This is a genomic window from Erythrobacter sp. BLCC-B19 (assembly GCF_028621955.1).
In the GTDB taxonomy this organism is placed as follows: Bacteria; Pseudomonadota; Alphaproteobacteria; order Sphingomonadales; family Sphingomonadaceae; genus Erythrobacter.
In genome coordinates this window covers 1,214,138-1,237,870 of sequence record NZ_CP117516.1, presented here as the reverse complement: position 1 = coordinate 1,237,870, position 23,733 = coordinate 1,214,138, and the positions used below count along the sequence as shown (strand labels likewise).

The window sequence follows — 23,733 nt, the reverse complement described above, 5'->3', positions numbered from 1 at the left end:
TCAGCTAACCGTGGCTGATTCAGGGGGATTTGCCCATGTCCAAGCTGTTTTCGATTCTTCCGCTCGCCGCGCTTGCCCTTCCGGCGGCGGCCGGGGCGCAGAATTATGCCGATCTGCCGCCACTCACGCCGATGGCGGAGACCGAGGTGCGCACACTGCCCGCCGATATGCGCGCAGCCCCTGCGCCCTCGGTTGCGACGATGCAGAACACCGAAACCGTGACCGTGATCAACGGGGTCGAGACCATCACCCGCACCCGCCGCATCGACGCGCCGCGCCCGCTGCCTGCTGCACCGCAGGCTGGCTACGCCCCGCACGGCTATGCTCCGGCGATGACCTATGCCGCCGCGCCCGCCGTGTTCGAGCGCGAGCAGTGGATCGAAGAATGTCGCCGCCGCACCAAGGGTCAGAACCGTGACGACACCGGCACGATCATCGGCGGGTTGCTCGGCGCGATTGCCGGCGGCTTTGCGGGCTATGAGATCGCCGGCGCAGGCGACCGCGTGCTCGGCACCGTGCTGGGTGTCGGGGGCGGCGGGCTGATCGGGGGTCTCCTCGGCAGCCTGTTCGATGGCGATGACGACGACCGCTACGACTGCGAGGCCGCGCTCGACGCCTACCTGTCGCAATATGGCGCGCCGGGCACCCGCATCGCCAGCCGCGAGATCGCCTACCCCTACCCGGCCGGCCCGGCCTATGGCTACGGCTATGGCTACCCGGCCTATTCCTACGGCTACACCTATGCCCCGCCGCCGCAGGTGGTGCTGGTGCCGGTGCGCACCGAGGTGCAGCAGCAGGTGGTGGTGCGCGAGACCGAGCGCTACGAGACCTACACCGTCCCCGGCGCGGCGCGCGTGATCCCCGATCCGGCCCCGCGCCCTTCGCCCAAGATGATCAAGCAGCGGTGATCACCCGACGCTTCCCCAAGGGGAGATAGGAAGAGCCCCGCAAGTTCAGGCGAGCTTGCGGGGCTTTTCTGTGTCCGGTGGGAGGGTTATCCCTCTAAAATTCCCCGCCGGTCAGCCGCTGGCACAGCAGATCGAGCTGATCGAGCGTGGTGTAACGGATCGTCACCGTCCCCTTGCGCGGATCGACCTCGGGCTTGATCCGGACATTGAGGCCAAGGAACTCCTCAAGGTGCTGCTGCACCGCGAGAATATCGGCGTTTTCAGCGGTTTGATAGGGCGGCTGCGCAGGCGCGTCCGGGGTCTTGCCGGGCTTGCGCGTCAGGTTTTCGATATCGCGCACCGAAAGCCCCTCGGCCACGGCGATTTCGGCCAGATGCAGCGCATCCTCGCGTCCGATCAGCGCGCGGGCGTGGCCCATGGTGAGCTTGCCCGCTTCGATCAGGTCGAGCACGCGGTCAGGCAGGGTCACCAGCCGCATCATGTTGGCGATGTGGCTGCGCGACTTTTCGACCATCTTGGCGATGTCGACCTGGATCATGCCTTCCTCTTCGGAGAGGCGATGATAGGCGCGCGCTTCCTCGACCGGGCTCAGGTCTTCGCGCTGCAGGTTCTCGATCAGGGCAAGCGCCATCACCTCGCGGTCAGACAGGTCGCGCACCAGCGCCGGGATCTCGTGCAGCCGCGCCTTCTGTGCCGCGCGCCAACGCCGCTCACCGGCAACCAGCTGATAGCCCTCACCATTCGGGTGCGGGCGGACGATCACCGGCTGGATCACGCCGCGGGTGGCGATCGAGGCCGCCAGCTCGCTCAGCGCGGCTTCATCGAAGTGCTTGCGCGGGTTGCCGGGGAGCGGCTTGATGGTGGCAAGCGCAAGGTTGCGCAGCGGCGATGTGCCGAGCGCAGCGGCTTCAGCAGGCGCATCCTCGCGGCGCACCAGCGGTTCCTCGCGCCGGGTTTCCCCAAGCAGCGCACCCAGCCCCCGCCCGAGCCGCCGGGGCTTATCGTCACCCCGCGAATTGGCAGTTATTTCAGCACTTTGGGCGGAATTATCACTCATGCGGCCTGTCTTTCTGCGGGAAATCGCCCGATCAGCTCGCGCGCCAGCGACATATAGGCGCGGCTGCCGGTGCAGTGCTGGTCATAGATCAGCGCCGGGAGCCCGTGGCTTGGCGCTTCGGAGAGGCGGACGTTGCGCGGGATCACCGTCTCGAACACCAGCTTGCCGAGGCAGTCGCGCACGTCATCCGACACCTGATCGGTCAGCCGGTTGCGCCGGTCATACATGGTCAGCGCCACGCCGATGATGCCGAGATCGGGGTTGAAGCGCTGCTGCACCTGATCGACCGTCTGGAGCAGCTGCGAGAGACCTTCGAGCGCGAAGAACTCGCATTGCAGCGGCACCAGCAGCGTATCGGCCGCGCACAGGGCATTCAGCGTCAGCAGGCCGAGCGACGGCGGGCAATCGATGAAGCAGATATCGTGCCCCGTGTGCCCCTTGAGCGCCTTGTCGAGCCGGTGGGTGCGGCCCTCGACCGCGACCAGCTCGACCTCGGCGCCTGACAGATCGACCGTGGCCGGCACCAGATCAAGGCGCGGGATGGTCGAGGGGACGATGGCCGAATCGAGCGACACCTCATCCACCAGCAGATCGTAGCTCGAAACCTCGCGCGCGGCCGAGTGCACACCCAGCCCGGTCGAGGCATTGCCCTGCGGGTCGAGGTCGATCAGCAGCGTGCGCCACCCGGTCGCCGCCATCGCGGTGGCGATGTTGATGGCGGTGGTGGTCTTGCCAACGCCACCCTTCTGATTGGCAATCGCGATGGTCAGCATGGGTCTCGTCCGTCCTTCCCCGGCGCGGATTCATGTGGAATCTGCGCCTGTTCGCGTGTCAGGCCTTCACGATGATCCCGGCCTCGGGATCGGTCAAGGAATGTTTCACGTGAAACATTGCCCGAATCGAAGGCTTCAAGCTCTCCAACTCCTGCGCCGCCGAGCGCCCCTTGGGCAACACATAGACTGTGCGCCTTGTGGAGAAGGGTGCGGATAGTTCGAGAAGTTTGGGGAGCGGCGCAAAGGCACGTGCCGAAATGGCGCGGGCTTCGAAGGGTGCAACGCGTTCGAGCCGCTGGCCTTCGACCCGGCACTTCTTCAGATCGAGCGCCGCGATGGCTTCTTCGAGAAACGCCACCCGCCGCGCGCGCGATTCGACCAGCACCACCGGCATATTCGGGCACAGCGCCGCGATCACAAGACCGGGAAAGCCTGGGCCGCTGCCCAGATCAAGCCACGGCCCGCGCGCATTCGGCCCCAATGTTTCACGTGAAACATTGTCCAGCAGCTGCGCTGAATCGGCGATATGGCGCTGCCACAGGTGCGGCTCGGTCGCCCTGGCGATGAGGTTCTGGCGCTGATTTTCCGCCAGCACCAGCGCAGCGAAGGTGTCGAGCCGCGCCATGCCCGCATCGTCGGTCAGCCCGGCGACATAAGCGCGGGCTTCGTCTTCCGTGGTAATCATGCCGCCAGCCTGCGACGGGCATGGACAAGCAGCGCCGAGAGCGCCGCCGGGGTCACACCCGGAACGCGGCCTGCGGCTGCCAGCGTCCCCGGTGCCGCCTTGGTGAGCCGCTCGACCATTTCGTTGGAAAGACCGGGCACCTCCCCATAGGGGAAATCCGAGGGCAGCGGCAGCGCCTCGCTCGCGCGCAGATCGCGCAGTTCGGCATCCTGCCGGGCGAGATAGGGCGCATAGGCCGCGTCCTCCGCCATCTCCTCGGCCAGCAGCGGATCAAGTGCGGTGATGTCCCCGAGCCAGGGCGCCAGCGCTTCGGGCGTCACGCCATCGAACCGCAGCCACTCGGCAAGAGTCTTCTCGCCATGATCGCGCCGCACGGGAAGCCCGAGGTCAGCAAGCTCGCGCGCGTGCACTGTCTGCGAATGTTTCACGTGAAACATTTCGCGCAAGCGCTCGCGGCGTTCCCACCATGCGCGGCGCTCGTCCCCGATGCAGCCCGCCGCGATGCCCAGCCCGGTCAGCCGGGTCGCGGCATTGTTGGCGCGCAGGCGCAGGCGGTATTCGGCCCGCGCGGTGAGCATCCGGTAGGGCTCTGACACGCCCTGCAAGGTCAGGTCATCGACCATCACCGCGATATAGGAATTGGCCCGGTCAAGCCGGGGCACCGCCTTGCCGAGCGCCGCGGCCGCGGCCTCCAGCCCCGCGACAAGCCCCTGCGCGGCGGCTTCCTCGTAGCCCGTGGTGCCGTTGATCTGCCCCGCGCAGTAAAGCCCCGGGATCGCGCGCACCTGCAAGTCCGGCGTCAGGGCGCGCGGGTCGATATGGTCATACTCAACCGCATAGCCCGGCTGCACGATCTGCGCCCGCGCGCAGCCCGGCATGGTGCGCACCACCTCTTCCTGCACATCGACGGGAAGCGAGGTGCTGATCCCGTTGGGATAGACAAGGTGCGTGTCCAGCCCTTCGGGTTCGAGGAACACCTGATGCCCCTCACGGTCGCCAAAGCGATGGATCTTGTCCTCGATCGAGGGGCAATAACGCGGCCCCGCCGCCGCAATCGCGCCGGAGAACAGCGGCGAGCGGTGGAGGTTGGCGCGGATCGCGTCATGCCCAGCCTGCGTGGTGCGGGTGATGGCGCAGAAGACCTGCGGATTGATCCGGCGCGGGGTGAGCGGCGACATGGTCCAGGCCTCCCCGTCCGAGGGCTGCTCTTCCAGCACCGCCCAGTCGATGGTGCGGCCGTCGAGCCGAGGCGGCGTGCCGGTCTTGAGCCGCGCCATCGGCAGCGCGGCCCCGCGCAACTGCTGCGCCAAGCGGTGCGCGGCATTCTCGCCAATGCGCCCACCTTCGAAGCGCTCTTCGCCCCGGAACAGGATCCCGCCGAGAAAGGTGCCGGTGCACAGCACCAAATGTTTCACGTGAAACATTGTGCCGTCGGCGAGCTCCAGCCCCGCGACCCGCCCACCTTCGAGCACCAGTGCAGCGGCCTCGCCCTGCACCCGCGTCAGATTCGGCTGCGCGCGCACACTTGCCTGCACCGCCGCCTTGAAGCGCACTCGATCAGCCTGAACGCGCGGCCCCCAGACGGCGCTGCCCTTGGAGCGGTTGAGCATCCGGTAATGGATCGCCCCCGCATCCGCCGCGCGGCCCAGCACGCCGTCGAGCGCATCGACCTCGCGCACCAGATGTCCCTTGCCGAGCCCGCCGATCGCCGGATTGCAGCTCATCGCGCCAATGGCGGAAAGGTCGAAACTCACCAGCGCCGTGCGCGCACCCATGCGCGCGGCCGCGCAGGCAGCCTCCACCCCGGCGTGACCGCCGCCGATGACAAGGACATCGAAGCTATGCATGGGCCGCAGATAGGGCGCAGGCGTCGGACAGTCAAAGCCGATTCATGGCCGGGCCATTCACGCCTTGTCCGGGTGCCGCTCAAAATGTTTCACGTGAAACATTCGCTCCACGTGGAAGAAATGTTTCACGTGAAACATTGCCCAGCCCTCGGAAAATCACTTCCCGATGCAGAACCGGCCGAACAGCGTATCGAGCATATCCTCGGTGGTCGCGCGACCGATCAGCCGGTCGAAAGCAAGGCGGGCGCGGCGCAGTTCCTCGGCGACCAGCAGGGGATCGGTCAGCACCTGTGCTGCGTGAAGCGCGTCCACAGCATCGCCCAGGCGCGCGTGCTGGCGGGCGTTGAGCGCGGCTTCTCCGGGCTTCGGCAAGGCCATGCGCGCCGCCTCGCACAGAGCCGCCTTGAGCGCCGCCACACCCGCGCCGGTCGCTGCCGACACGGTAAAGCGCGCGCTGGGCTTCGGGACGAAATCCTCGCGATCTGCCTGCGCGGCAATCTCCCATGCGCCGTCCGGCCCTTCGCCCTCCGGCCCGAGCCACAGCACCAGATCGGCCCGCACAAGCGCATTACGGGCGCGGTCAATGCCGATGGCCTCGATCGCGTCGGCACTCTCCGCATCCCTGAGGCCCGCCGTATCGGCAAAGGTGAACGGGACGCCGCCGATGGCCACAGAGCGTTCGATCACATCGCGGGTCGTCCCCGCAATCGGCGAGGTGATCGCGGCTTCGCTCTCCACCAGCGCGTTGAACAAGGTCGATTTGCCGGCATTGGGCGGCCCCGCGAGAACAACGCGGAAACCCTCCCCCAACCGCTCGGAGCGAGGGCGGGCGAGCCATTCGGCCAGTTCTCCGGCGAGCGCACCAATGTTCCACGTGAAACATTCGGGCAAATCGGCAGCGTCCTCTTCATCCGAGAAGTCGAGCACGCCCTCGACCTCGGCCGACAACGCCAGCACCCGCTCGCGCCAGGCCTCGACCTGCCGCGACAAGGCGCCCCCGACATTCGCGAGCGCGGCGGCGCGTTGCCATTCGGTTTCGGCGGCGAGCAGATCGGCCAGCCCCTCGGCCTCGGCCAGATCGATCCGGCCATTGGCAAAGGCGCGACGGGTGAACTCGCCCGGCTCGGCGCGTCTGACCCCGTCAAGCGCAGCGAGCGCGGCTTCGACAGCAGCAATGACCGCACGCCCGCCATGGCAGTGCAGCTCGGCCAGATCCTCGCCTGTTGCCGTGTTCGGCCCCGGAAACCACACCACCAGCGCTTCATCGAGCAGTGCCCCCGTGGCATCACGCAGCCTCGCCAGCGACGCCCGCCGCGCCTCGGGCACGCGCCCGGCCAGCGTGTCGAGGGCTGACCGCGCCGATGGCCCGGAGACGCGGATCACCCCCACGCCCGCCGGCGGCGCGCCGCTTGAGAGCGCGAAGATCGTGTCGCGGGCGCTCACAACGTCAGTCGGCGGACTTCTTCGACGATCCCCCGGCCCCGCCTGCCGCCATCTTCATCCCGCCCTCGACGAAGTTCTGGAACAGCTTGAGCCCGACCTGCCCCATCGGCGCCAGCGCGCTGGCATATTGCTGCAGCTGGCCCGGATCGGACACGCCGCGCATCGCCGCCGTCAGGTTCTCGACATAGACATTATTGGCCGCACTCACATCGGGCAGCCCCATGAAGCTGCGCGCCTCTTCCGGGGTGCAGTCGATTTCGATGGTGATCTTCATCGGGCAGGCTCCTCTCCCTGTGGTCCTATCTTCATTTGGGCTTGGCAGCCGAGCAAGGCAAGAGATAGACCTTGCCCGATACCCCAAACGCAAGAGAGTCCCATGAGCCTCAATACCACCATCCCCACCCTCGAAGGTGACGCGCAGTTCGGTGCCTATGTCGCCCGCCCCGAGGGAAGCCCGCGCGCCGCGATCATCGTCATTCAGGAGATTTTCGGGGTGAACCCGGGTATCCGCCAGAAGTGCGACAAGCTCGCCGCGGCAGGCTATCTCGCGGTCGCCCCCGATCTGTTCTGGCGCCTGGAGCCGGGGTTCGAAACCGACCCCGACGTGCCCGACCAGTTCGCCCGCGCGATCGCGATGATGGGTGAGTTCGATCAGGATGCGGGCATCCGCGATATCGAAGCGACCATCCACCATATCCGCCGCACGCTCGGCGTCGCGAAGGTCGGCTGTGTGGGATATTGCCTCGGCGGGCGGCTCGCTTTCATGACCGCCGCACGCACCGATATTGATGCGAGCGTCGGCTATTACGGGGTCGGGATCGACGGCCTGCTGGGCGAAAAGCACGCCATCGCGCACCCAGTGATGCTGCATATCCCCACCGCGGACGGCTTTGTTCCACGTGAAACACAGGCGGCAATGCACGCGGGGCTGGACGATCATCCCAAGGTGACATTGCACGATTACGAAGGCCTCGATCACGGCTTTGCCACCGAACACGGCCAGCGCCGCCATGAGGAGGCCGCACAGTTGGCAGACGCGCGGACGGCGGCCTTCTTTGCCGAGCACCTCGGATGAGCGGGGCCAATCTCGCCCGCTGGCACGCCTATATGGAGGGCGGGAGCGATCCCGCCCTGCTGTCCGATCTGCTCGCCGAAGACGCCGTGTTCCATTCCCCCGTGGTGCACACGCCCCAAAAGGGCAAACCCATCGTCATGGCCTATCTCGTTGCCGCCAGCCACGTCCTCGGCAATGACAGCTTCCACTACGTGCGTGAGCTGGTGGACGGGGACGAGATGATGCTCGAATTCGTCACCGAGCTCGACGGAATCGCGATCAACGGCGTCGACATCATCCGCTGGAATGACAGCGGCCAGATCACCGACTTCAAGGTGATGGTGCGGCCGCTGAAGGCGATCAACAAGGTCTGGGAGATGATGGCGACACAGCTGGCGGCGGCGAAGGGGTGAGGCTCTCGGGGCAGATATAGGCCTCGACGAAGAAATCACGCATGGCTTCGGCAATCGACCCGGGCAGTTCCCCGCCCGCGGCCGCTGTCATCACCCGCACCGCCTTGGCAATATCGCTGTTGTCGAAGTAGCGCATCGGCCAGTCCGGGAAGGTGGCTTGCGGGATCGAGCGTTCGTCGATCACCGCAACCCCGACATGGCGAAGATCGCGGCGGATCGTCTCGAAGGTGGCAATCACCTTCCAGGTCGGCCCTTCCAGCACCTGAAGCAGGCGCTGGTCGGCACGCAGCAGCACGCCCGTAAGCCCGCGCGCCTCATTGGCGGCGCGCGCGTGGAAGATCAGCCGGAACAGCTCGGCCCGGTCGAGATCCGGTGATGCAGTGCTGCGATAGATGATGCGGCGCATCGGGCTGTCCCTTCCAACAACCCATCCGCCCTAGCACCGCCGCCCCCTCAAACGCGCTTCCGGGCGCTTAGGGGATTTCCCGAGGGGGTCAGTTCAGCACCGCAAAGTTGACGATCATCTTGCGCACTTCAGGATCAAGACCCTGCGGCAGATCCCGCTCGAGCGCCTCGCGGCGGCTGTCGATGCTTTCGGCGATCATCACGCGGTTCATCGCCCAGTCGGGGCAGGCGCGCGTGGCAACGGAGCGGCGATCAAGCACCGAGACGCCGGAGTGGCGCGGATCGGCGGTGATGGTGTTCATCAACGCGGCGACCTCGCCCTCCTCGCCTTCGAGCAATTGCAGGAAGTTGCGACCGTTGAACAGCAGCAGCCCGGTGATCCCGCGGGCGGGATTGTTGCGCGCACTCGCGGCGAGGATAGCGTCCACTTCCTCGCGCGGCAGGGTCGGCGCGGTGCTGATGTAGAGATACTGGCTGAGCACGTATTCCCGTCCCTCTGACCTATCCTTGCGAGCCGACCCCATGGCCCGCAAGGACTGGGTAAGCTATTGATTCATCGTAGCGAAGAAATCTTCGTTGGTCTTGGAATCCTTCATCTTGTCGAGCAGGAATTCCATCGCGTCTACGGTGCCCATCTGCATCAGGATGCGGCGCAGCACCCACATCTTGCTGAGATTGTCCTTCTGGACGAGCAGTTCTTCCTTGCGGGTGCCGGACTTGCCGACATCGAGCGCGGGGAAGATGCGCTTGTCCGAGACCTTGCGGTCGAGCACGATTTCCGAGTTGCCGGTGCCCTTGAACTCTTCGAAGATGACTTCGTCCATGCGGCTGCCGGTATCGATCAGCGCGGTGGCGATGATCGAAAGCGAGCCGCCTTCCTCGATATTGCGCGCAGCACCGAAGAAGCGCTTGGGCCGCTGGAGCGCGTTCGCATCGACACCGCCGGTCAGCACCTTGCCGGAGCTCGGCACCACGGTGTTGTAGGCACGGCCGAGACGGGTGATCGAGTCGAGCAGGATCACCACGTCATGCTTGTGCTCGACCAGACGCTTGGCCTTTTCGATCACCATTTCAGCGACTTGCACATGGCGGTTGGCCGGCTCGTCGAAGGTCGAGGAGATCACCTCGCCCTTCACCGAGCGCTGCATATCGGTGACTTCCTCGGGGCGTTCGTCGACCAGCAACACGATCAGGAACACTTCCGGGTGGTTGTCGGTGATCGCCTTGGCGATGTTCTGGAGCAGCACGGTCTTACCAGTGCGCGGCGGCGCGACGATCAGCGCGCGCTGGCCCTTGCCCTGCGGCGCGATGATGTCGATCACCCGCGCGCTCTTGTCCTTCACCGTGGGATCGAGCGTGTCGAGCGTCAGCTTCTGATCCGGATAGAGCGGGGTGAGGTTGTCGAAATTGGTGCGCAGGCGCACCGCGTCGGGATCGTCGAAATTGACCTTGGCGAGGCTGGTCAGCGCGAAATAACGCTCGCCATCGCGCGGCGCGCGGATTTCGCCTTCGACGGTGTCACCCGTGCGCAGACCCCAGCGGCGCACCTGGTTGGGCGAGACGTAGATGTCGTCCGGCCCGGCAAGGTAGTTCGCTTCGGGCGAGCGCAGGAAGCCGAAGCCGTCCTGCAGCACCTCGATGGTGCCGATGCCCATGATCTTCTCTTCATATTCCTCGTCCTCGGCGAGTTCGCGCAGGATCGAGAACAGCAGATCCTGCCGGCGCATGGTCGAGGCGCCCTCGACGCCGAGTTCTTCCGCCATCGCGACCAGTTCGGCCGGGGTCTTTCGCTTCAAGTCTTTGAGATGCATTTGGTATTTCCGAAAGTTGGTAAGGTGGCCGGACGGTCAGTGCCTCTGGCTGGCAGAGGTGCCCCCCGAAAGTTGGTCCGTCGGCGGGGCTGGGCTTGGAGAAAGCAGACCTGTGGGAGCGCGCTCACGCTCCGAATGCCGGATAGGTGCGTAGGAAATAGGAGCGCGTGAGGGAGAGGTCAATCAGCGAATATGCGCGCTCAGAAGGGCTTCAGATAGACCAGCAGCACGATCACGATCAGCAGCAGGCCGGGCACCTCGCCGATCATCCGCAAGGTTGTCTCGCTCAGGGGGCGTTCCCCGCGCGCCATCTTCTTGGTCTGGCCGACCAGCCAGCCGTGATAGCCCGTCAGCGCCAGCACCAGCGTCAGCTTGGCGTGGAGCCAGCCCTGGCTGAAGAAGCCCATGGTGTAGGCCATCGACAGCCCCAGCACCCAGACGATGATCAGCGACGGGGTCAGGATGATCGCGCGCAGCTTGCCCATGCGCGTGGCCCACTTGGCCTCCCCCGCCGAGCCGGGTTCGTGATCGAGCATATAAATGCACTGGCGCGGCAGCATGAACAGCCCCGCGAGCCAGAACACCATGAAGATCACATGGCCCGACTTGAGGAACAGATAGATCGACAGCAGCGTGTCCTGCACAGGCTTAACCCCTTAGCGCGGCGAGCAATTCTTCGACGTGCGCAATCGGCGTGAACTGCCCGATCCCGTGGCCGAGGTTGAAGACATGGGGGCGATCCTCGAAGGCGGCGATGACCGTCTTGACCCGCGCCGCCAGCGCCGGGCCGCCGGCTTCGAGCAGCAGCGGATCGAAATTGCCCTGCACCGGCATCCCTTCAGGAAGGCTCTGATGCGCCCAGACCGGATCGAGCGTCTCGTCGAGGCCGACCGCGTCCACCCCGGTCTCACGCGCATAGGCCGGCAGCTTCGCGCCCGCGCCCTTGGGGAAGCCGATCACGGGGGTATCGGGGTGGCTTTCCTTGAGCTTGGCAGTGATCGCAGCGTTGGGGGCAATCACCCACTTTTCGAACTGGTCGGGGGCAAGGCTGCCCGCCCAGCTGTCGAACAGCTGCACCGCTTCCGCGCCCGCATCGATCTGGCCGCGCAGGTAGGTGACCGACACGTCCACGATGGCGTCGATGATCGCCTGCATCCGCACAGGATCGCGGTAAGCCAGCAATCGTGCCGTGTGGTGATCCTTGGAGCCTTCGCCCGCGATCATGTAGGTTGCGACCGTCCAGGGGCTTCCCGCAAAGCCGAGCATGGTCACTTCCGGGCCGATCATCGCGCGGGTGCGGCGCACGGTCTCGTACACCGGCTCGAACCGCTCGAAGGCAGGGGTGAACGAGTCGAGCTCCACCTCCAGCAGCGTCGGCGACAGGTGCGGGCCTTCGCCGGCCGCGAAGGTCAGTCCCTGCCCCATCGCGTGCGGCACGATCAGGATGTCGGAGAACAGGATCGCGCCATCAAACCCGAACCGCCGGATCGGCTGCACCGTGATCTCGGCTGCCGCCTCGCTGTCGTAAACCAGTTCGAGAAACCCGCCCTTTTCGGCCCGAAGTTCTCGATATTCAGGGAGATAGCGCCCCGCCTGTCGCATGAGCCACACGGGAGCGACGTCCTGACGGACACCTTTGAGCGTATCGAGAAGCGGACCGGGCATAGGGTTCCTTAGAGCAAAACAAATCAATTTTTAAAAGGATGGATGGAGTCTGTTGGCCCTGTGGAAAGCGGGAATTACCGGGCCTTGCCCGATTGCCCCCAGCCTGCCCCCCTGACTCACTCCCCCACCGAATCCGCACGGATTGGACGTCAAGCCAGCTTTATCCCCACTATTCCCAGCCTGTCGACAAAACTTGTCCCGTGTGGGCAAATAGCCCTGTGAAATGGCCGGAAGCGGGCATGAAAAGTGCCCCACAGCTTGTCCGGCACTCCCTCCCGTGGTTTATGCGGCGATCTGTCCACAGGCGCTTTGACGGCATGAACCGACTCAACCTCCACCTTGTATCGGATTCGACCGGCGAGACGCTGGAGATGATCGCCAAGGCGGCCCTCGCCCAGTTCGACAACCCGAGCGTGAACCGCCATTTCTGGCCGATGGTGCGGTCGTTGCAGCACCTCGACCGGATCGTGCCCGATCTCGCCGCGCATCCCGGCCTTGTGCTCTACACGCTGGTGAACCCCGAAACCCGCAAGCGGCTGGAGGAGCATTGCCGCCACCTCGGCCTGCCCGCCGTGCCGGTGCTCGATCAGGTGACGGCGGCGCTCGAAGCCCAGCTCGGGCAGGAGGCCCACGGCCGCCCGGGCCGCCAGCACATGATGGACGAGAGCTATTTCAAGCGGGTGGAGGCGATCCAGTACACCATCGCGCATGATGATGGCGTGGGCCACGAGGAATGGGAGCAGGCCGATATCGTGCTGGTCGGGGTCTCGCGTTCGTCCAAGACGCCGACCTCGATCTATCTGGCCAACCGCGGGTTCAAGACAGCGAATATCCCGCTGGTGGTGGAAAGCCCTCCGCCCGCCACGCTGTTCCGGCTGCGCAGCCCGCTGATCGTCGGGCTGACAACATCGCCCGAGCGGCTGATTCAGATCCGCCGCAACCGGCTGCTCACGCTCAACGAAGCCACCGAGACCGCCTATGTCGACAATGACCGGGTCAAGGCCGAGCTGCAATTTGCCCGGCGGATGTTCGCCGATAATGGCTGGCCGGTGATCGACGTCACCCGCCGCTCGATCGAGGAAACCGCCGCGGCGATCATCCGCCTGGCGCAGGAGCGTGACCGCCGGCCCGTGGGCGAAGGCGGGACAGGAAAGCCGATATGAAACTGATCCTCGCCAGCAAGAGCGCCTCGCGCCGGGCGATGCTCGATGCCGCAGGCGTCACCTATGACAGCATCCCTGCCGATATCGACGAACGCGCGGTCGAGGCAGGGCTGGCCGGTGCCTCGCCTGCCGACGTCGCCGAAGCCCTGGCGGTCGCCAAGGCGGCAGCCGTCGCAGCCCTTCATCCCGGTGCCCTCGTGCTGGGGTCGGATTCGCTGGTGGTGTGCGGCGCCCGCCGCTTCGACAAGCCCGCAAGCCGCGACGAGGCCGCCGAGCACCTCCGGTTCTTCTCCGGCAAGGTAATGGAATTGCACTCCGCAGCCGCGCTGCTGCGCGATGGCGGGTGCGAATGGAGCCACACCGCCCTCGCCCGGCTCCATGTCCGCGAATTGTCCGAGGATTTCATCGAACACTACCTCGCCTGCGAATGGCCCGCGATCGGACACACCGTCGGCGCATTCCGCATCGAAGGGCCGGGGGTGCAGCTGTTCGAGGCGATTGAAGGCGACCAGTTCACCGTCCTCGGGATGCCGCTGCTGCCGCTGCTCGGCGCGCTGCGCGAACAAGGGGTGCTGCTGGCGTGAAACCCTATGCGGACGTGATCGGCGACCCGATCGCGCAGTCCAAATCGCCGACAATCCACGGCTTCTGGCTCGGCAAGCTCGGGATCGATGCCGAGTATCGCGCCTGCCATGTGACCGCTGAGGGCTTGGCCGATTACCTCACCGCGCGCCGCGCCGACCCGCTGTGGCGGGGATGCAATGTCACCATGCCGCACAAGCAGGCGATCATGCCGCTGCTAGGTCGGATCAACCCGCCCGCCGATGCCATCGGTGCGGTCAACACCGTGCTGCCGGTTGCCGGCAGCCAGCTGAGCGGCACCAACACCGATGCAGCCGGGTTCCTCGAACCGCTCAGGGCCGAGCTGGCGCAGGCGCACTATTTCCGCATGGCGCGTATTCTGGGCACGGGCGGCGCGGCGCGGGCGATCATCGCGGCGCTGGCGGCAGAGGGCTTCACGCTCGTGGTGGCCGGGCGTGATCCGGGCAAGGCGCGCGCCTTGCTCGATGAACTGGCACCCGGCGGCGAGCATCACACGCCCCCTCTCGCCCACTTCGCCGATCCGACCGATTTCGCTTTCGACGACCGCGAGGGGTGCCTTGATCTCGTGATCAACGCCTCCAGCCTCGGGATGATCGGCCAGCCACCCTTGCCCTTCGACTGGAGCCATGCCCCGCCGCGCAGCATCGCCTACGACATCGTCACCGCCCCGCGCGACACGGCCTTCCTGCAAGCCGCCCGCGCCGCAGGGCACCGCACCATCGATGGCCTCGCCATGCTGATCGGACAGGCGGCCGTGGCCTTCGAACATTTCTTCGGCCACCCCGCCCCGCGCGAGCACGATGCCGAATTGCGAGCGATCCTCACCCAATGACACAGCCAAAAATCATCGGCCTCACCGGCTCCATCGGCATGGGCAAGTCGACCGTCGCGGCGATGTTTGCCGAGGCCGGCATCCCCGTGTTCGATGCCGATGCCGAGGTGCGCGCGATGCAGGGGCCGGGAGGCGAACTCCTCGCCCCGATCGAGGCGGCTTTCCCCGGATCGACCGGCCCCAACGGCGTCGACCGTGACAAGCTCGGCCATCAGGTTTTCGCCGACAAACCCGCCCTCGCCCGGCTGGAGGCCATCGTCCACCCGGCGGTCGCCGCGAAGCGTGCCGCTTTCCTCGAAGCCAACGCCGACAAGCCCGCGGTGGTGTTCGATATCCCGCTGCTGTTCGAGCGCGGGGGCCACGAGGCGGTCGATACCATCGTGGTCGTCTCGGCGCCCGAGGACGTGCAGCGCGCCCGCGTGCTCGCCCGTTCGGGCATGACGGTGGAGAAGTTCGAACACATCTACGGGCTGCAACTCCACGATGCCGAGAAACGCGCCCGCGCCGATCATGTCATCGACACCGGAACCACCCTTGCCGAGACCCGCGCCCAAGTGCTTGCCCTGATTGCGTCACTTTGATTGCAGCGACCGCTTGCAAGACTCGGATTGAGGGAGGATAGTCCTGCAAATGCGTGAGGTCATTTTCGACACCGAAACCACCGGGCTCGACCCCAAGACCGGGGATCGCATGGTGGAAATCGGCTGTGTCGAAATGGTCGGCCGGGTGGAAACGGGCCGCACCTTCCACGCCTATTTCAACCCCGACCGTGATATGCCGATCGAGGCCGAGCGGGTGCATGGTCTCTCCGCCGCCTTCCTCGCCACCAAGCCGCGCTTTGCCGAAACGGCGGACGAGCTGCTGGAATTTCTTGGCGATTCCAACCTTGTCGCCCACAATGCCGGGTTCGATTTCGGCTTCCTCAACAACGAGCTGGAGCTGGTCGGGCGCACCCCCATCAGCATGGAGCGGATGGTCGATACGGTCGCCATCGCGCGCAAGAAGCACCCCGGCGCGAAACTCAGCCTCGATGCGCTGTGCACCCGTTACGGGATCGACCGGAGCCACCGGGTCAAGCACGGCGCGCTGCTTGATGCCGAACTGCTGGCGCAGGTCTATGTCGAACTCACCGGCGGGCGGCAGATCGGGCTTGGCCTGGTCGATGATGCCGCTGCGCCCGGCCCGGCCGATACCGCCGGCGCTGCCCCTCAGCCGGGCAATATGCCCTGGCACCGCCCGCCGGTGGACAAGCCGCGGCGGGAACCTCGCCCTCATGTTGCCAGCCCGGAGGAGCTGGAACGTCATGCCGCTTTCATCGCGGGAATAACCGACGCAATCTGGACGCGCTGAGGCCTTTGGCGCCCCCGCTTGCTCACTTTGGGATCCTCAACCTGGACGGGAGGACTTTGCTACATGGACATTCGGATTTCGGGCCACCAGCTGGACACCGGCAGCGCACTTCAGGCTCACGCCTCGGATCGCCTCGGCGCGATCGTCGACAAGTATTTCGACCGCGCGCTGTCGAGCCACGTGACCTTCGGCAAGGCGCCTGCGGGAGCCTTCACCTGCGACATCGTCACCCATGTGATGCAAGGCCTGATCCTCAAGGCGCAAGGATCCGCGCATGATGTCCACGTTGCCTTTGACGATGCCGTGGCCAAGATCGAGAAGCAGCTCCGCCGCTACAAGCGCCGCCTGACCGACCGCCACGAACAGGCCGATCACGCGCGCGGCGAGGAAGAGGCGGCCTACACCATCTTCGCGGTCGAGGAGGACGAGGAAGAGGAAGTCGTCGCCGATGCCCCGCTGGTGATCGCGGAAACCCGTGTCGACATCCCCACCGCCACGGTTGCCGACGCGGTGATGATGCTCGATCTCAGGAACACCGGGGCGCTGTTTTTCAAAAATGCTGGCACCGGACGGCATAATATGGTTTATCGGCGTGCCGATGGCTCGATCGGTTGGGTTGAGCCGAAATAGGGTCGAGATGGCCCATGCCGTAGGGGAAGGTCTCCTTCGGCGCGGGCCATCAACCAGCGATCCAGGCGGCGGTAGCAGGAGGGGGCACCGCCCCGGCCCGGCGATGCTTCGAGTGGAAGCATGACCGGACCGGATCATCGCCAATACGGGCGCATTCGATCGGGATTCGAAGTTTCATGGACGTCAATCTGGCCCTTTCACCGCAGGCGATTGCCTTTGCCCGGCTCGATTCCAAGCCCAAGGTGCTCGCGCGCACGGCGCAGCTGCTGGCAGAGGCCTATGGGCTGGACGAGAGCGAGGTGCTCGAAAACCTCGAGGCACGCGAGGCGCTCGGCAGCACCGGGTTCGGGCGAGGGGTGGCGATCCCGCATTGCCGCAGCAAGGACATCCGCCGCCCCAGCCTCGCGCTGATCCGGCTCGAACAGCCGATCGACTTCGCCGCCGCCGATGCGCGGCCCGTGGTGCTGGTGTGCGGGCTGGTCTCGCCCGAGAATGCCGGGGCGACGCACCTCCACGCGCTCGCCGCGATCTCGCGCCTCACGCGCGACGAGGCGATGCTCCAGATGCTCGCCGATGCGCCGACGACCGAGGCGGCCTATGCGCTGCTGACCAACCAGTTCCTGCGCGACGCGGCCTGATCCGATCCACCTGCCATGGCTGCCAGTGACGTAATCCCCCCGGCGAGCGGCGCTGACCAGCATTACCGGGCGCTCGAACGGCTCTATGCCTCCGCGCCGGTCAACGCCAAGTTCGCGAGCCAGCTGCACATCCCCGCCGAGGGCCGATCGCGGCTGACCTTCACCGTCACCCCCGAGGATTACCACGCAGCCGGCGCGGCGCACGGGACGATCTATTTCAAGATGCTCGACGATGCGGCCTTCTATGCCGCCAATTCGCTGGTGACCGACCGTTTCCTGCTGACCACCAGCTTCAACCTGTTCTTTTCGAAGCCCGTGCGCGCGGGTCAGGTTACCGCCGAGGGCCACTGGGTCAGCGGTCGCCGCCGGGTGTTCGTCGCCGAGGCGCGGTTGGTGGATGAAGAAGGCGACGAGATCGGGCGCGGCACCGGCACCTTCATGAAAAGCCGCATCCCGCTCTCCAGCCTCCCCGGATATGCGGCGGGTGGCCCCTCGGTTCTATGACCGCGCGACTGCCCGCCCACCTTGAGGCGAGCGCGATTGTGCGGCTGGCCGAGGCGCAGGGCGGATTCGCGACCGTGCTGGCCAAGGGCGAGCATGATGCGGGCACGATCCTTCTGGTAACGCTGTGTCGCGGGCATGGCGGCGTGCTTTACGAAAGGATGCCGCAGCTGGACGGAACCCGCAAGTTTGTTGCTGCAAAGCGGGAAGACAATGAAAATCCGAAAGAATTTTCCGAATATCTGGCCCGCCGCCGCCGTCAGGACGCAGATTGCTGGCTGATCGAGGTGGATATCGCGGATCCCGAACGCTTCGTCGCACAGCTCGACGAATTGCGTTGACGTAAACGGCAATCCGGCTAACGGCCCCGCGACTTCGTAAGCGCAGGCTGGCAAGCCGCGGCAATTCGGCCGCATCACCAGCACGCAGACGGGGAGCGGCCGGCAGGCTTTTGCGAACCTCCCACATCCTCAGCGATGGGATCACGGTTCCCGCCTGCGCCAGCGCGCGCTCACCGCCCGATTTGTATGTTTCATGAGTCGCAAGACTGCCACGATTGCCGCGATTGCCGGTTTGGCCATCGCAACCACTCTGTTTCCCAGCGGCCGTGACACCGCCGCTCTGGCGCAAGCCGCCCCCGACCAGATCACCGCGCCCGCTCTGATGCCGGATGCCGAGCTGGTTCCTGAGGACATCGCCTACGTGTCCGAACCGGTCGTGCAGCCGCTGGCTGCCAGCACCGATGCCCCCACCCCCACCCTCACCGAAGCCGGATCGCTGACCGAGCTGGTCGGCATGGTCGACACCGACACGCCGATGAATGATGAACTGCGCTGCCTTGCGGGCGCGGTCTATTTCGAGGCTCGCGGCGAGGAACTCGCAGGCCAGCTGGCCGTGGCGCAGGTCATCATCAACCGCACCGAGGATGGCCGCTTCCCGCGCTCCTATTGCGGTGTGGTGGCGCAGCCGGGCCAGTTCTCCTTCATGCGTGGAACCCGGATGCCGGCTGTGCGCGAAGGCACCGCAGCCTGGGACCGCGCTGTCGCGATCGCGCAGATCGCGCATCAAGGCCTGTGGGAATCGCCTGCCGAAGACGCAGTGTTCTTCCACGCCACCCGCGTCCGCCCGAGCTGGAGCCGCACCAAGACGCGCCTCGCCCAGATCGACACGCATATTTTCTATAGGTGATCCTCGCTCACACGCCCTGCGGGCGCGTCGCTGCGGGCGGGCGGTCGCCCTCGCGGCGCTGCGCGCCGATCACCGCCTTTTGGCTGATTAGGCCCTGAGCCGCACCCAAACCGGCGTGTGATCGCTGGCCTTCTCGCGGCCGCGATAGGCCTTGTCGACGCCGCAGGCCTCCAACCGGTCGGCGCATTCGGGCGACAAGAGGATGTGGTCGATCCGGAACCCGTGATCGCGCTGCCAGGCGCCCGCCTGATAGTCCCAATAGGTCCACACGCCCCCGCGCGGGTTGTGGGTGCGGATCGCGTCGGTCCAGCCATCGGCGAGGAAGCGCGCATAGGCGGCGCGGCTCTCGGGCTGCATCAGCGCGTCGTCCTGCATCGCCTTGACTGACCACACATCGTCGTCATGCGGGATCACGTTGAAATCGCCGAGCACCACGGCGGGCACTTCCTCCGCCCAGATCTGCGCCATCCGCTCCCGCAGCTTCGCCATCCACGCCAGCTTGTAGGTGAACTTCGGCCCCGGATGCGGGTTGCCGTTGGGCAGGTAGAGGCAGGCGATGCGGATGCCCGAGACATCCGCCTCAAGGTAACGCGCCTGCTCCTCGTCACTCTCGTTCGGCCCCGGAATGCCCAGCCCGCGCTGCACTTCGGTGAGGGTATAGCCTGCGCGCGTATCGGCGAGGATCGCCACCCCGTTGAAGCTCTTCTGCCCATGCCAGATCGCGGAATAGCCGATCGCCTCGAAATCGGCGGCCGGAAAGCCCTCGTCCTGCGTCTTGATCTCCTGCAAGCAGGCGACCGCGGGGCGGGTTTCTTCGAGCCATTCGATCAGACGCGGGCCGCGCGCCTTGATGCCGTTGATGTTGAAGGTGGCGATTTTCATGCGCGCGCTTGTGCCGCAATCCGCAGCGCGGGTCTAACCTAAATCCCGAAACTCGCCCCGCAGCCGCATCCGGCGGCGGCCTGCGGATTTTCGACCTTGAAGGCCGCGCCGCCGAGCGATTCGACGAAATCGACCGTGCTGCCCGCAATCAGATCGAGGCTGACCGGATCGACCACCAGCTTGACGCCGTCGGTTTCGGAGACGGAATCATCCGCCTCGGCGCTGTCGGCCAGATCGAACTTGTACTGGAAGCCCGAACAGCCCCCCCCCTCGACCGCAAGGCGCAGGATCGCGGGGCGCGATTGCTTGCTGGCGATGAAGGCCACGCGCTTGGCGGCAGACGGGGTGAGGATCAGGGGCTCGGCGCTCATGGTAGCAATCTAGGGCGCGCGGGGGCGGTTCTCAACCCGTCACACCGCCTGAATGTAATTGCGCAGCGCTTCGGCCTCGTGCTGCACTTCGTCCATCTTGTGCTTCACCAGATCGCCGATCGAGATGAAGGCGACCAGCGCGCCGTCCTCGACCACCGGGAAGTGGCGGAAGCGGCGGCGGGTCATCATGCCCAGCGCTTCGTCCACCGTAGTGCCGGGTTCGACCGTGACGGCGGGCGAGGTCATGATATCCTCGACCGCGACATCGAGGCACTCCTTGCCCCGGTCGGCGAGGCGGTAGATCACGTCGCGTTCCGACACGATGCCGACCACCCGCCCATCCCGCAGCACCGGCAGCGCGCCGATGCGCCGGGTCGCGAGGGTCTGCACCACCTCGGACACGGGCGTGCTGACGTCGCAGGCGATGATGTCGGAAGGGCCGCGCTGGGCGATGATACGGGCAATGGTCATGGCATTCTCCCACTCTCTCAGGATGAGAAAATGACACGGATTCGGGCAAAAGGCGAATCGGTGACTTGCACCCTGCGAACCGCGACTTGCAGCTTTCGCGCGTTGCCAAGGGGCCGTTGGCGCGGCATGGCTGCGGTATGACCCGCAAGTCCCCGCTCGACGATCCCGTGAACGCCGCCCACGCCTGGGCGCGCTACCGCCAGATCATGCGCTGGCTGCTGGCGGCGACGGTGCTGGTGGTGGCTATCGCGATGGGCCTGCTGTTCGCCTTCAACGGCATGATTTCGGTGCATTTCTACATCGCGGTGGCGCTGGGGATCAGCCTGACGATGCTGCTGGGCGGCGGGCTGATGGGGCTGGTGTTCCTCTCCAACGGCACGGGGCACGACGAATCGGTCGATAACCAGCTGCCCGGCAAGGACGAGTTCTGGAGCCCGGGCGAGGATTAACCCGCCGGATGCAGCCGGAATTCCGCCACCGGCACGCCGCCGATCAGGTGCTCCTGAATGATCCGTTCGAGCACCGCGGGGCTGCACGAGTGGTACCATACCCCCTCCGGCCACACGACCGCGATCGGCCCTGCGGCGCAGAGTTGCAGGCAGTCCGCCTTGGTGCGCTGCACCCCGCCGCCTGCGCCGCGCGCGCTGTCATCGGAGCGCTGCGGGCCGACGAGACCCAGTTCTTTCAGGCGCGACTTGAGGAAGCCCCACGCCTCCTCCCCCGCCTCGCGCGAGCAGCATTTCTGCTTCTCCGACAGCGCGCAGAGCATGATGTGGCGGGTGATCGCCGTGCCCTTGGCCGGATCGCCGAAATGCCGGGCGAGGTTGGTCTGTGCGCAGAGCAGATCCTCGTCGCGGGTCACTCAGGCTGCTCCTGCTTCAGCCAGCGATCGAGCCACGCGAACACGGTGTTGTGCCATTGCAGCGAGTTCTTCGCGCCGAGCACCCAGTGGTTCTCGTCAGGGAAGACCAGCAATTGCGCCGGGATTCCGCGCTGGCGCAGGATGGTGAAGGCACCGAGGCCCTGGGTATAGGGCACGCGGAAGTCCTTCTCGCCCAGCACCACCAGCATCGGGGTTTTCCAGTTGCCGACGTGGTTGGCGGGGTTCCATTTCTCGTAGGTCTCGCGCGCTTCTTCATAGGAGCCGCCGAAATCCCAGTGCGGGAACCACAGTTCTTCCGTGGAATGGGCAAAGGCGCGGTTGTCGAACAACCCGTTGTGGTTGACGAGGCACTTGAAGCGCTCGGGCCATTTCCCGGCGATCCAGTTGATCATGTAGCCGCCATAGCTCGCGCCCATCGCGCAGGCGCGGGTGCCGTCGATCTGGGTGTCGAGCGCGATCGCGGCCTCGAAGCCCTTCTGCAAGTCCTCAAGCGGGCCGCCGCCCCAGTCCTTGTTGATCGCATCGGTGAAGGCCTGCCCGTATCCGGTCGAGCCGTGGAAATCGATCGAGATCACGGCGTAGCCCTGCGACGCGGTGACGCGCGGGTTCCAGCGGGTCGACCAGCTGTCGTTATAGCTGCCCTGCGGCCCGCCGTGGATATAGAGCAGCGCCGGGATCGGCCCGGTCTGGTCGGCAAGCCGCGTGATCTGGCCCCACACCGTCTCCCCGTTCGCGCCGGCAAAGCTGAAGCGGCGGGTGACGATGTTCGCCATCGCGCCCATGCGGGTGGTGGCGACATCGGTCAGCGGGCGTGCCTGCCCCATGCCGTCGGACAGGTAGAGTTCGGGCGGCAACCCCAGCGAATCGCGGGTGAAGAGCGCGCGGCCTCCCGGCAGCGGCACGAGATTGGCGATATGCGCCTCATTGCCCGCCATCAGGTTGAGTTCGGTCACCTTGCCGCTCGCCACATCGATGCGGAAGGCTGGCGTATCGAGCACCTTTTGCGCGGTGGCGATCAGGCTCTTGCCATCGGCGGCCCAGGCGAGGCTGGCGAAGGAGAGATCGACGCTCTCGGTCAGCTTCTTCACCGCGCCGGTCTTGAGGTCCATCAGCCGGACAGAAAGCCGATCCGCCTCGTAGGTCGGACGATCCATCGCCAGCCACGCGAGATAGCGGCCATCGGGCGAAGGCACCGGGGTGGTGTCGGTCGCTTCGTTGCCGATGCTGACCAATTGCGGCGCGTTGCCCGAGAGGTCCGCGGCGTAGATGTCGAGATTGGTCGAGGTCGGCTCGGCCGCGTTGGAGAGCCGCGCGGTGAAATAGAGCGTCTTGCCGTCGGGCGCGAAGGCGATTTCCTCGCCCCCGCCAAAGGGCAGGGTCGGGCTGTCGGCGGTGATGCCGGTGGCAGGGTCCTTGCCATCGACAGGCTGGCCCTCGCCTTGGGCCACGCCATTCACCAGCGGGAAGGTGAAGATGCGGTTGTGGATGCCGGGGGTGGCCCAGCGGTCCCAGTGACGCACGAAGCCGTCCTTGGCATCATAGAGCCTGCCGGTGCCGGGGCCGGGCAGGTGCGCGGGCTTGGCGTCGGCACAGCCGAAGGTCGGGCAATCGCGCGGGATTTCGCCCCAGATCGCAATGGCGCTGCCGTTGGGGGCGAGCTTGAACCCGGCGATGTTGGTGTCGAACCCGGCGACCACCTCGGGAATGCCGATCCGCCCATCGGGCCAAACCTTCATGCGCCACACCCGGCTGACTTCGAGCCCGCCCTCTTCCGGCGCGGCGTCGCTGAGGAAATAGAGATAGCCGTCCGGCCCGAAGGCAAGATCGGAGGCGATGAGGGCCTCCATCTCGACGGGCGCGGCCCCCGGCTTGGTGAGGTCGAGCAGATAATGCCTCGGCGAGCGCTTCAGCGTCTCCGGATCGGTCACGGTGACGCTGTAAACCGCCATCGTCCCCGCCGCGTTCACCGCAGGAGCACCAAGGCGGGGGAGCGTCACCAGATCCTGCGCGCTCATCGGCGGGTGGGCGAGGCCGGGGATCGCAGGCGAGGGGGCATCCTGCGCAGCCAGCGGCGTGGCGGACAGGGCGACAGCGGCGACAAGCGCGCCGAAAGCAAGAATGTTTCGCATGGCCAGCGGGATTAGCCCGCCCGCCCGCCTG

Annotated in this window: 30 protein-coding genes; 14 read left to right on the top strand and 16 right to left on the bottom strand. The window is 66.2% G+C overall.

Annotated features, from left to right (window positions below):
• Positions 1–35: 35 nt before the first annotated feature.
• Positions 36–908: a hypothetical protein gene (locus tag PS060_RS05710; RefSeq protein WP_273986126.1), complete on the top strand. Its 873-nt coding sequence runs from the start codon at positions 36–38 to the stop codon at positions 906–908.
• 94 nt (positions 909–1,002) lie between these two features.
• Here the strand turns inward: PS060_RS05710 and PS060_RS05705 are convergent, their stop codons facing one another.
• The 6 genes from PS060_RS05705 to PS060_RS05680 form a co-directional block, all read right to left on the bottom strand.
• Complete coding sequence (locus PS060_RS05705; RefSeq protein ID WP_273986125.1) at positions 1,003–1,965, bottom strand: ParB/RepB/Spo0J family partition protein; 963 nt, start codon at positions 1,963–1,965, stop codon at positions 1,003–1,005.
• A complete protein-coding gene (locus tag PS060_RS05700) occupies positions 1,962–2,738 on the bottom strand; it encodes a ParA family protein (protein ID WP_273986124.1) in 777 nt (258 codons plus the stop codon). The genes PS060_RS05705 and PS060_RS05700 overlap by 4 nt, the downstream gene beginning before the upstream one ends.
• Positions 2,739–2,796: 58 nt before the next feature.
• Positions 2,797–3,423 carry a 16S rRNA (guanine(527)-N(7))-methyltransferase RsmG gene (gene rsmG / locus PS060_RS05695; RefSeq protein WP_273986123.1) on the bottom strand — a complete coding sequence of 209 codons (627 nt, stop codon included), beginning with the start codon at positions 3,421–3,423 and terminating at the stop codon, positions 2,797–2,799.
• The gene (gene mnmG, locus PS060_RS05690) at positions 3,420–5,270 is read right to left on the bottom strand and encodes a tRNA uridine-5-carboxymethylaminomethyl(34) synthesis enzyme MnmG (protein WP_273986122.1); all 1,851 of its coding nucleotides are present in this window, start codon (positions 5,268–5,270) and stop codon (positions 3,420–3,422) included. Before mnmG ends, rsmG begins: the two co-directional genes overlap by 4 nt.
• Positions 5,271–5,426: 156 nt before the next feature.
• Positions 5,427–6,713: a tRNA uridine-5-carboxymethylaminomethyl(34) synthesis GTPase MnmE gene (gene mnmE / locus PS060_RS05685; protein ID WP_273986121.1), complete on the bottom strand. Its 1,287-nt coding sequence runs from the start codon at positions 6,711–6,713 to the stop codon at positions 5,427–5,429.
• Between the two features lie 4 nt (positions 6,714–6,717).
• Positions 6,718–6,987 (bottom strand): DUF6489 family protein, encoded by a 270-nt coding sequence (locus tag PS060_RS05680; RefSeq protein ID WP_273986120.1) that lies wholly within the window; start codon positions 6,985–6,987, stop codon positions 6,718–6,720.
• A gap of 102 nt (positions 6,988–7,089) precedes the next feature.
• Between PS060_RS05680 and PS060_RS05675 the strand changes: the two genes are divergently transcribed.
• Together PS060_RS05675 and PS060_RS05670 are read left to right on the top strand one after the other, a co-directional pair.
• Positions 7,090–7,788 carry a dienelactone hydrolase family protein gene (locus tag PS060_RS05675; protein ID WP_273986119.1) on the top strand — a complete coding sequence of 233 codons (699 nt, stop codon included), beginning with the start codon at positions 7,090–7,092 and terminating at the stop codon, positions 7,786–7,788.
• Positions 7,785–8,180, top strand: a complete 396-nt coding sequence (locus PS060_RS05670) for a nuclear transport factor 2 family protein (protein WP_273986118.1) — start codon at positions 7,785–7,787, stop codon at positions 8,178–8,180. Before PS060_RS05675 ends, PS060_RS05670 begins: the two co-directional genes overlap by 4 nt.
• Here the strand turns inward: PS060_RS05670 and PS060_RS05665 are convergent.
• From PS060_RS05665 to hemE, 5 genes are all read right to left on the bottom strand, one after another.
• Complete coding sequence (locus tag PS060_RS05665; protein WP_273986117.1) at positions 8,128–8,586, bottom strand: BLUF domain-containing protein; 459 nt, start codon at positions 8,584–8,586, stop codon at positions 8,128–8,130. The genes PS060_RS05670 and PS060_RS05665 overlap by 53 nt on opposite strands.
• A gap of 88 nt (positions 8,587–8,674) precedes the next feature.
• Entirely contained in the window at positions 8,675–9,067 is a 393-nt protein-coding gene (locus PS060_RS05660; RefSeq protein WP_273986115.1) for a BLUF domain-containing protein, read from the bottom strand.
• Positions 9,068–9,130: 63 nt separating this feature from the next.
• Positions 9,131–10,396: a transcription termination factor Rho gene (rho, locus tag PS060_RS05655; protein ID WP_017663775.1), complete on the bottom strand. Its 1,266-nt coding sequence runs from the start codon at positions 10,394–10,396 to the stop codon at positions 9,131–9,133.
• 200 nt (positions 10,397–10,596) lie between these two features.
• The gene (locus PS060_RS05650; protein WP_273986113.1) at positions 10,597–11,040 is read right to left on the bottom strand and encodes a CopD family protein; all 444 of its coding nucleotides are present in this window, start codon (positions 11,038–11,040) and stop codon (positions 10,597–10,599) included.
• Positions 11,041–11,044: 4 nt separating this feature from the next.
• Complete coding sequence (gene hemE / locus PS060_RS05645; protein ID WP_273986112.1) at positions 11,045–12,061, bottom strand: uroporphyrinogen decarboxylase; 1,017 nt, start codon at positions 12,059–12,061, stop codon at positions 11,045–11,047.
• A 317-nt stretch (positions 12,062–12,378) separates the two neighbouring features.
• Here hemE and PS060_RS05640 point away from each other — a divergent pair, with 317 nt between their 5' ends.
• The 10 genes from PS060_RS05640 (at position 12,379) to PS060_RS05595 (ending at position 18,966) form a co-directional block, all read left to right on the top strand.
• On the top strand, positions 12,379–13,224 hold the full coding sequence (locus tag PS060_RS05640) for a pyruvate, water dikinase regulatory protein (RefSeq protein ID WP_273986110.1): 846 nt from the start codon (positions 12,379–12,381) through the stop codon (positions 13,222–13,224).
• Positions 13,221–13,808 carry a Maf family protein gene (locus PS060_RS05635; protein ID WP_273986109.1) on the top strand — a complete coding sequence of 196 codons (588 nt, stop codon included), beginning with the start codon at positions 13,221–13,223 and terminating at the stop codon, positions 13,806–13,808. Before PS060_RS05640 ends, PS060_RS05635 begins: the two co-directional genes overlap by 4 nt.
• Positions 13,805–14,659: a shikimate dehydrogenase family protein gene (locus tag PS060_RS05630; protein ID WP_273986107.1), complete on the top strand. Its 855-nt coding sequence runs from the start codon at positions 13,805–13,807 to the stop codon at positions 14,657–14,659. Before PS060_RS05635 ends, PS060_RS05630 begins: the two co-directional genes overlap by 4 nt.
• Positions 14,656–15,240: a dephospho-CoA kinase gene (gene coaE / locus PS060_RS05625; RefSeq protein WP_273986106.1), complete on the top strand. Its 585-nt coding sequence runs from the start codon at positions 14,656–14,658 to the stop codon at positions 15,238–15,240. Before PS060_RS05630 ends, coaE begins: the two co-directional genes overlap by 4 nt.
• Before the next feature lie 49 nt (positions 15,241–15,289).
• The gene (gene dnaQ / locus PS060_RS05620; RefSeq protein WP_273986103.1) at positions 15,290–16,009 is read left to right on the top strand and encodes a DNA polymerase III subunit epsilon; all 720 of its coding nucleotides are present in this window, start codon (positions 15,290–15,292) and stop codon (positions 16,007–16,009) included.
• A 63-nt stretch (positions 16,010–16,072) separates the two neighbouring features.
• Positions 16,073–16,639, top strand: coding sequence for a ribosome hibernation-promoting factor, HPF/YfiA family (hpf, locus tag PS060_RS05615; protein WP_273986102.1), 567 nt, complete (start codon positions 16,073–16,075; stop codon positions 16,637–16,639).
• Between the two features lie 176 nt (positions 16,640–16,815).
• Positions 16,816–17,277 carry a PTS sugar transporter subunit IIA gene (locus PS060_RS05610; protein ID WP_273986100.1) on the top strand — a complete coding sequence of 154 codons (462 nt, stop codon included), beginning with the start codon at positions 16,816–16,818 and terminating at the stop codon, positions 17,275–17,277.
• A 15-nt stretch (positions 17,278–17,292) separates the two neighbouring features.
• Positions 17,293–17,781 carry a PaaI family thioesterase gene (locus tag PS060_RS05605; protein ID WP_273986099.1) on the top strand — a complete coding sequence of 163 codons (489 nt, stop codon included), beginning with the start codon at positions 17,293–17,295 and terminating at the stop codon, positions 17,779–17,781.
• Positions 17,778–18,119 carry a DUF1491 family protein gene (locus tag PS060_RS05600; protein ID WP_273986097.1) on the top strand — a complete coding sequence of 114 codons (342 nt, stop codon included), beginning with the start codon at positions 17,778–17,780 and terminating at the stop codon, positions 18,117–18,119. Before PS060_RS05605 ends, PS060_RS05600 begins: the two co-directional genes overlap by 4 nt.
• Before the next feature lie 193 nt (positions 18,120–18,312).
• Positions 18,313–18,966 (top strand): cell wall hydrolase, encoded by a 654-nt coding sequence (locus PS060_RS05595; protein ID WP_273986096.1) that lies wholly within the window; start codon positions 18,313–18,315, stop codon positions 18,964–18,966.
• A gap of 87 nt (positions 18,967–19,053) precedes the next feature.
• Here PS060_RS05595 and xth read toward each other — a convergent pair whose 3' ends face one another.
• The 3 genes from xth to PS060_RS05580 are packed head-to-tail and all read right to left on the bottom strand — an operon-like array spanning position 19,054 to position 20,690.
• Positions 19,054–19,848 carry an exodeoxyribonuclease III gene (gene xth, locus PS060_RS05590; protein ID WP_273986095.1) on the bottom strand — a complete coding sequence of 265 codons (795 nt, stop codon included), beginning with the start codon at positions 19,846–19,848 and terminating at the stop codon, positions 19,054–19,056.
• Between the two features lie 38 nt (positions 19,849–19,886).
• A complete protein-coding gene (locus tag PS060_RS05585; protein WP_273986094.1) occupies positions 19,887–20,219 on the bottom strand; it encodes a HesB/IscA family protein in 333 nt (110 codons plus the stop codon).
• A gap of 39 nt (positions 20,220–20,258) precedes the next feature.
• Positions 20,259–20,690 carry a CBS domain-containing protein gene (locus tag PS060_RS05580; protein WP_273986093.1) on the bottom strand — a complete coding sequence of 144 codons (432 nt, stop codon included), beginning with the start codon at positions 20,688–20,690 and terminating at the stop codon, positions 20,259–20,261.
• 137 nt (positions 20,691–20,827) lie between these two features.
• Here PS060_RS05580 and PS060_RS05575 point away from each other — a divergent pair, with 137 nt between their 5' ends.
• Positions 20,828–21,139 (top strand): hypothetical protein, encoded by a 312-nt coding sequence (locus tag PS060_RS05575; protein WP_273986092.1) that lies wholly within the window; start codon positions 20,828–20,830, stop codon positions 21,137–21,139.
• Here PS060_RS05575 and PS060_RS05570 read toward each other — a convergent pair.
• Complete coding sequence (locus PS060_RS05570) at positions 21,136–21,534, bottom strand: (2Fe-2S) ferredoxin domain-containing protein (protein WP_273986855.1); 399 nt, start codon at positions 21,532–21,534, stop codon at positions 21,136–21,138. The genes PS060_RS05575 and PS060_RS05570 overlap by 4 nt on opposite strands.
• A gap of 14 nt (positions 21,535–21,548) precedes the next feature.
• Positions 21,549–23,702, bottom strand: coding sequence for an alpha/beta hydrolase family protein (locus PS060_RS05565; protein WP_273986091.1), 2,154 nt, complete (start codon positions 23,700–23,702; stop codon positions 21,549–21,551).
• Positions 23,703–23,733 lie beyond the last annotated feature (31 nt).

What these genes read in the sequence shown, in the direction of transcription:
- PS060_RS05710 (WP_273986126.1), top strand. Translation starts at nt 36, where the DNA reads ATGTCCAAGCTGTTTTCGATTCTTCCGCTCGCCGCGCTTGCCCTTCCG.
- PS060_RS05705 (WP_273986125.1), bottom strand. Translation starts at nt 1,965, where the DNA reads ATGAGTGATAATTCCGCCCAAAGTGCTGAAATAACTGCCAATTCGCGG.
- PS060_RS05700 (WP_273986124.1), bottom strand. Translation starts at nt 2,738, where the DNA reads ATGCTGACCATCGCGATTGCCAATCAGAAGGGTGGCGTTGGCAAGACC.
- rsmG (WP_273986123.1), bottom strand. Translation starts at nt 3,423, where the DNA reads ATGATTACCACGGAAGACGAAGCCCGCGCTTATGTCGCCGGGCTGACC.
- mnmG (WP_273986122.1), bottom strand. Translation starts at nt 5,270, where the DNA reads ATGCATAGCTTCGATGTCCTTGTCATCGGCGGCGGTCACGCCGGGGTG.
- PS060_RS05680 (WP_273986120.1), bottom strand. Translation starts at nt 6,987, where the DNA reads ATGAAGATCACCATCGAAATCGACTGCACCCCGGAAGAGGCGCGCAGC.
- PS060_RS05675 (WP_273986119.1), top strand. Translation starts at nt 7,090, where the DNA reads ATGAGCCTCAATACCACCATCCCCACCCTCGAAGGTGACGCGCAGTTC.
- PS060_RS05670 (WP_273986118.1), top strand. Translation starts at nt 7,785, where the DNA reads ATGAGCGGGGCCAATCTCGCCCGCTGGCACGCCTATATGGAGGGCGGG.
- PS060_RS05665 (WP_273986117.1), bottom strand. Translation starts at nt 8,586, where the DNA reads ATGCGCCGCATCATCTATCGCAGCACTGCATCACCGGATCTCGACCGG.
- rho (WP_017663775.1), bottom strand. Translation starts at nt 10,396, where the DNA reads ATGCATCTCAAAGACTTGAAGCGAAAGACCCCGGCCGAACTGGTCGCG.
- hemE (WP_273986112.1), bottom strand. Translation starts at nt 12,061, where the DNA reads ATGCCCGGTCCGCTTCTCGATACGCTCAAAGGTGTCCGTCAGGACGTC.
- PS060_RS05640 (WP_273986110.1), top strand. Translation starts at nt 12,379, where the DNA reads ATGAACCGACTCAACCTCCACCTTGTATCGGATTCGACCGGCGAGACG.
- PS060_RS05635 (WP_273986109.1), top strand. Translation starts at nt 13,221, where the DNA reads ATGAAACTGATCCTCGCCAGCAAGAGCGCCTCGCGCCGGGCGATGCTC.
- coaE (WP_273986106.1), top strand. Translation starts at nt 14,656, where the DNA reads ATGACACAGCCAAAAATCATCGGCCTCACCGGCTCCATCGGCATGGGC.
- dnaQ (WP_273986103.1), top strand. Translation starts at nt 15,290, where the DNA reads ATGCGTGAGGTCATTTTCGACACCGAAACCACCGGGCTCGACCCCAAG.
- hpf (WP_273986102.1), top strand. Translation starts at nt 16,073, where the DNA reads ATGGACATTCGGATTTCGGGCCACCAGCTGGACACCGGCAGCGCACTT.
- PS060_RS05610 (WP_273986100.1), top strand. Translation starts at nt 16,816, where the DNA reads ATGGACGTCAATCTGGCCCTTTCACCGCAGGCGATTGCCTTTGCCCGG.
- PS060_RS05605 (WP_273986099.1), top strand. Translation starts at nt 17,293, where the DNA reads ATGGCTGCCAGTGACGTAATCCCCCCGGCGAGCGGCGCTGACCAGCAT.
- PS060_RS05600 (WP_273986097.1), top strand. Translation starts at nt 17,778, where the DNA reads ATGACCGCGCGACTGCCCGCCCACCTTGAGGCGAGCGCGATTGTGCGG.
- PS060_RS05595 (WP_273986096.1), top strand. Translation starts at nt 18,313, where the DNA reads ATGAGTCGCAAGACTGCCACGATTGCCGCGATTGCCGGTTTGGCCATC.
- xth (WP_273986095.1), bottom strand. Translation starts at nt 19,848, where the DNA reads ATGAAAATCGCCACCTTCAACATCAACGGCATCAAGGCGCGCGGCCCG.
- PS060_RS05585 (WP_273986094.1), bottom strand. Translation starts at nt 20,219, where the DNA reads ATGAGCGCCGAGCCCCTGATCCTCACCCCGTCTGCCGCCAAGCGCGTG.
- PS060_RS05580 (WP_273986093.1), bottom strand. Translation starts at nt 20,690, where the DNA reads ATGACCATTGCCCGTATCATCGCCCAGCGCGGCCCTTCCGACATCATC.
- PS060_RS05575 (WP_273986092.1), top strand. Translation starts at nt 20,828, where the DNA reads ATGACCCGCAAGTCCCCGCTCGACGATCCCGTGAACGCCGCCCACGCC.
- PS060_RS05565 (WP_273986091.1), bottom strand. Translation starts at nt 23,702, where the DNA reads ATGCGAAACATTCTTGCTTTCGGCGCGCTTGTCGCCGCTGTCGCCCTG.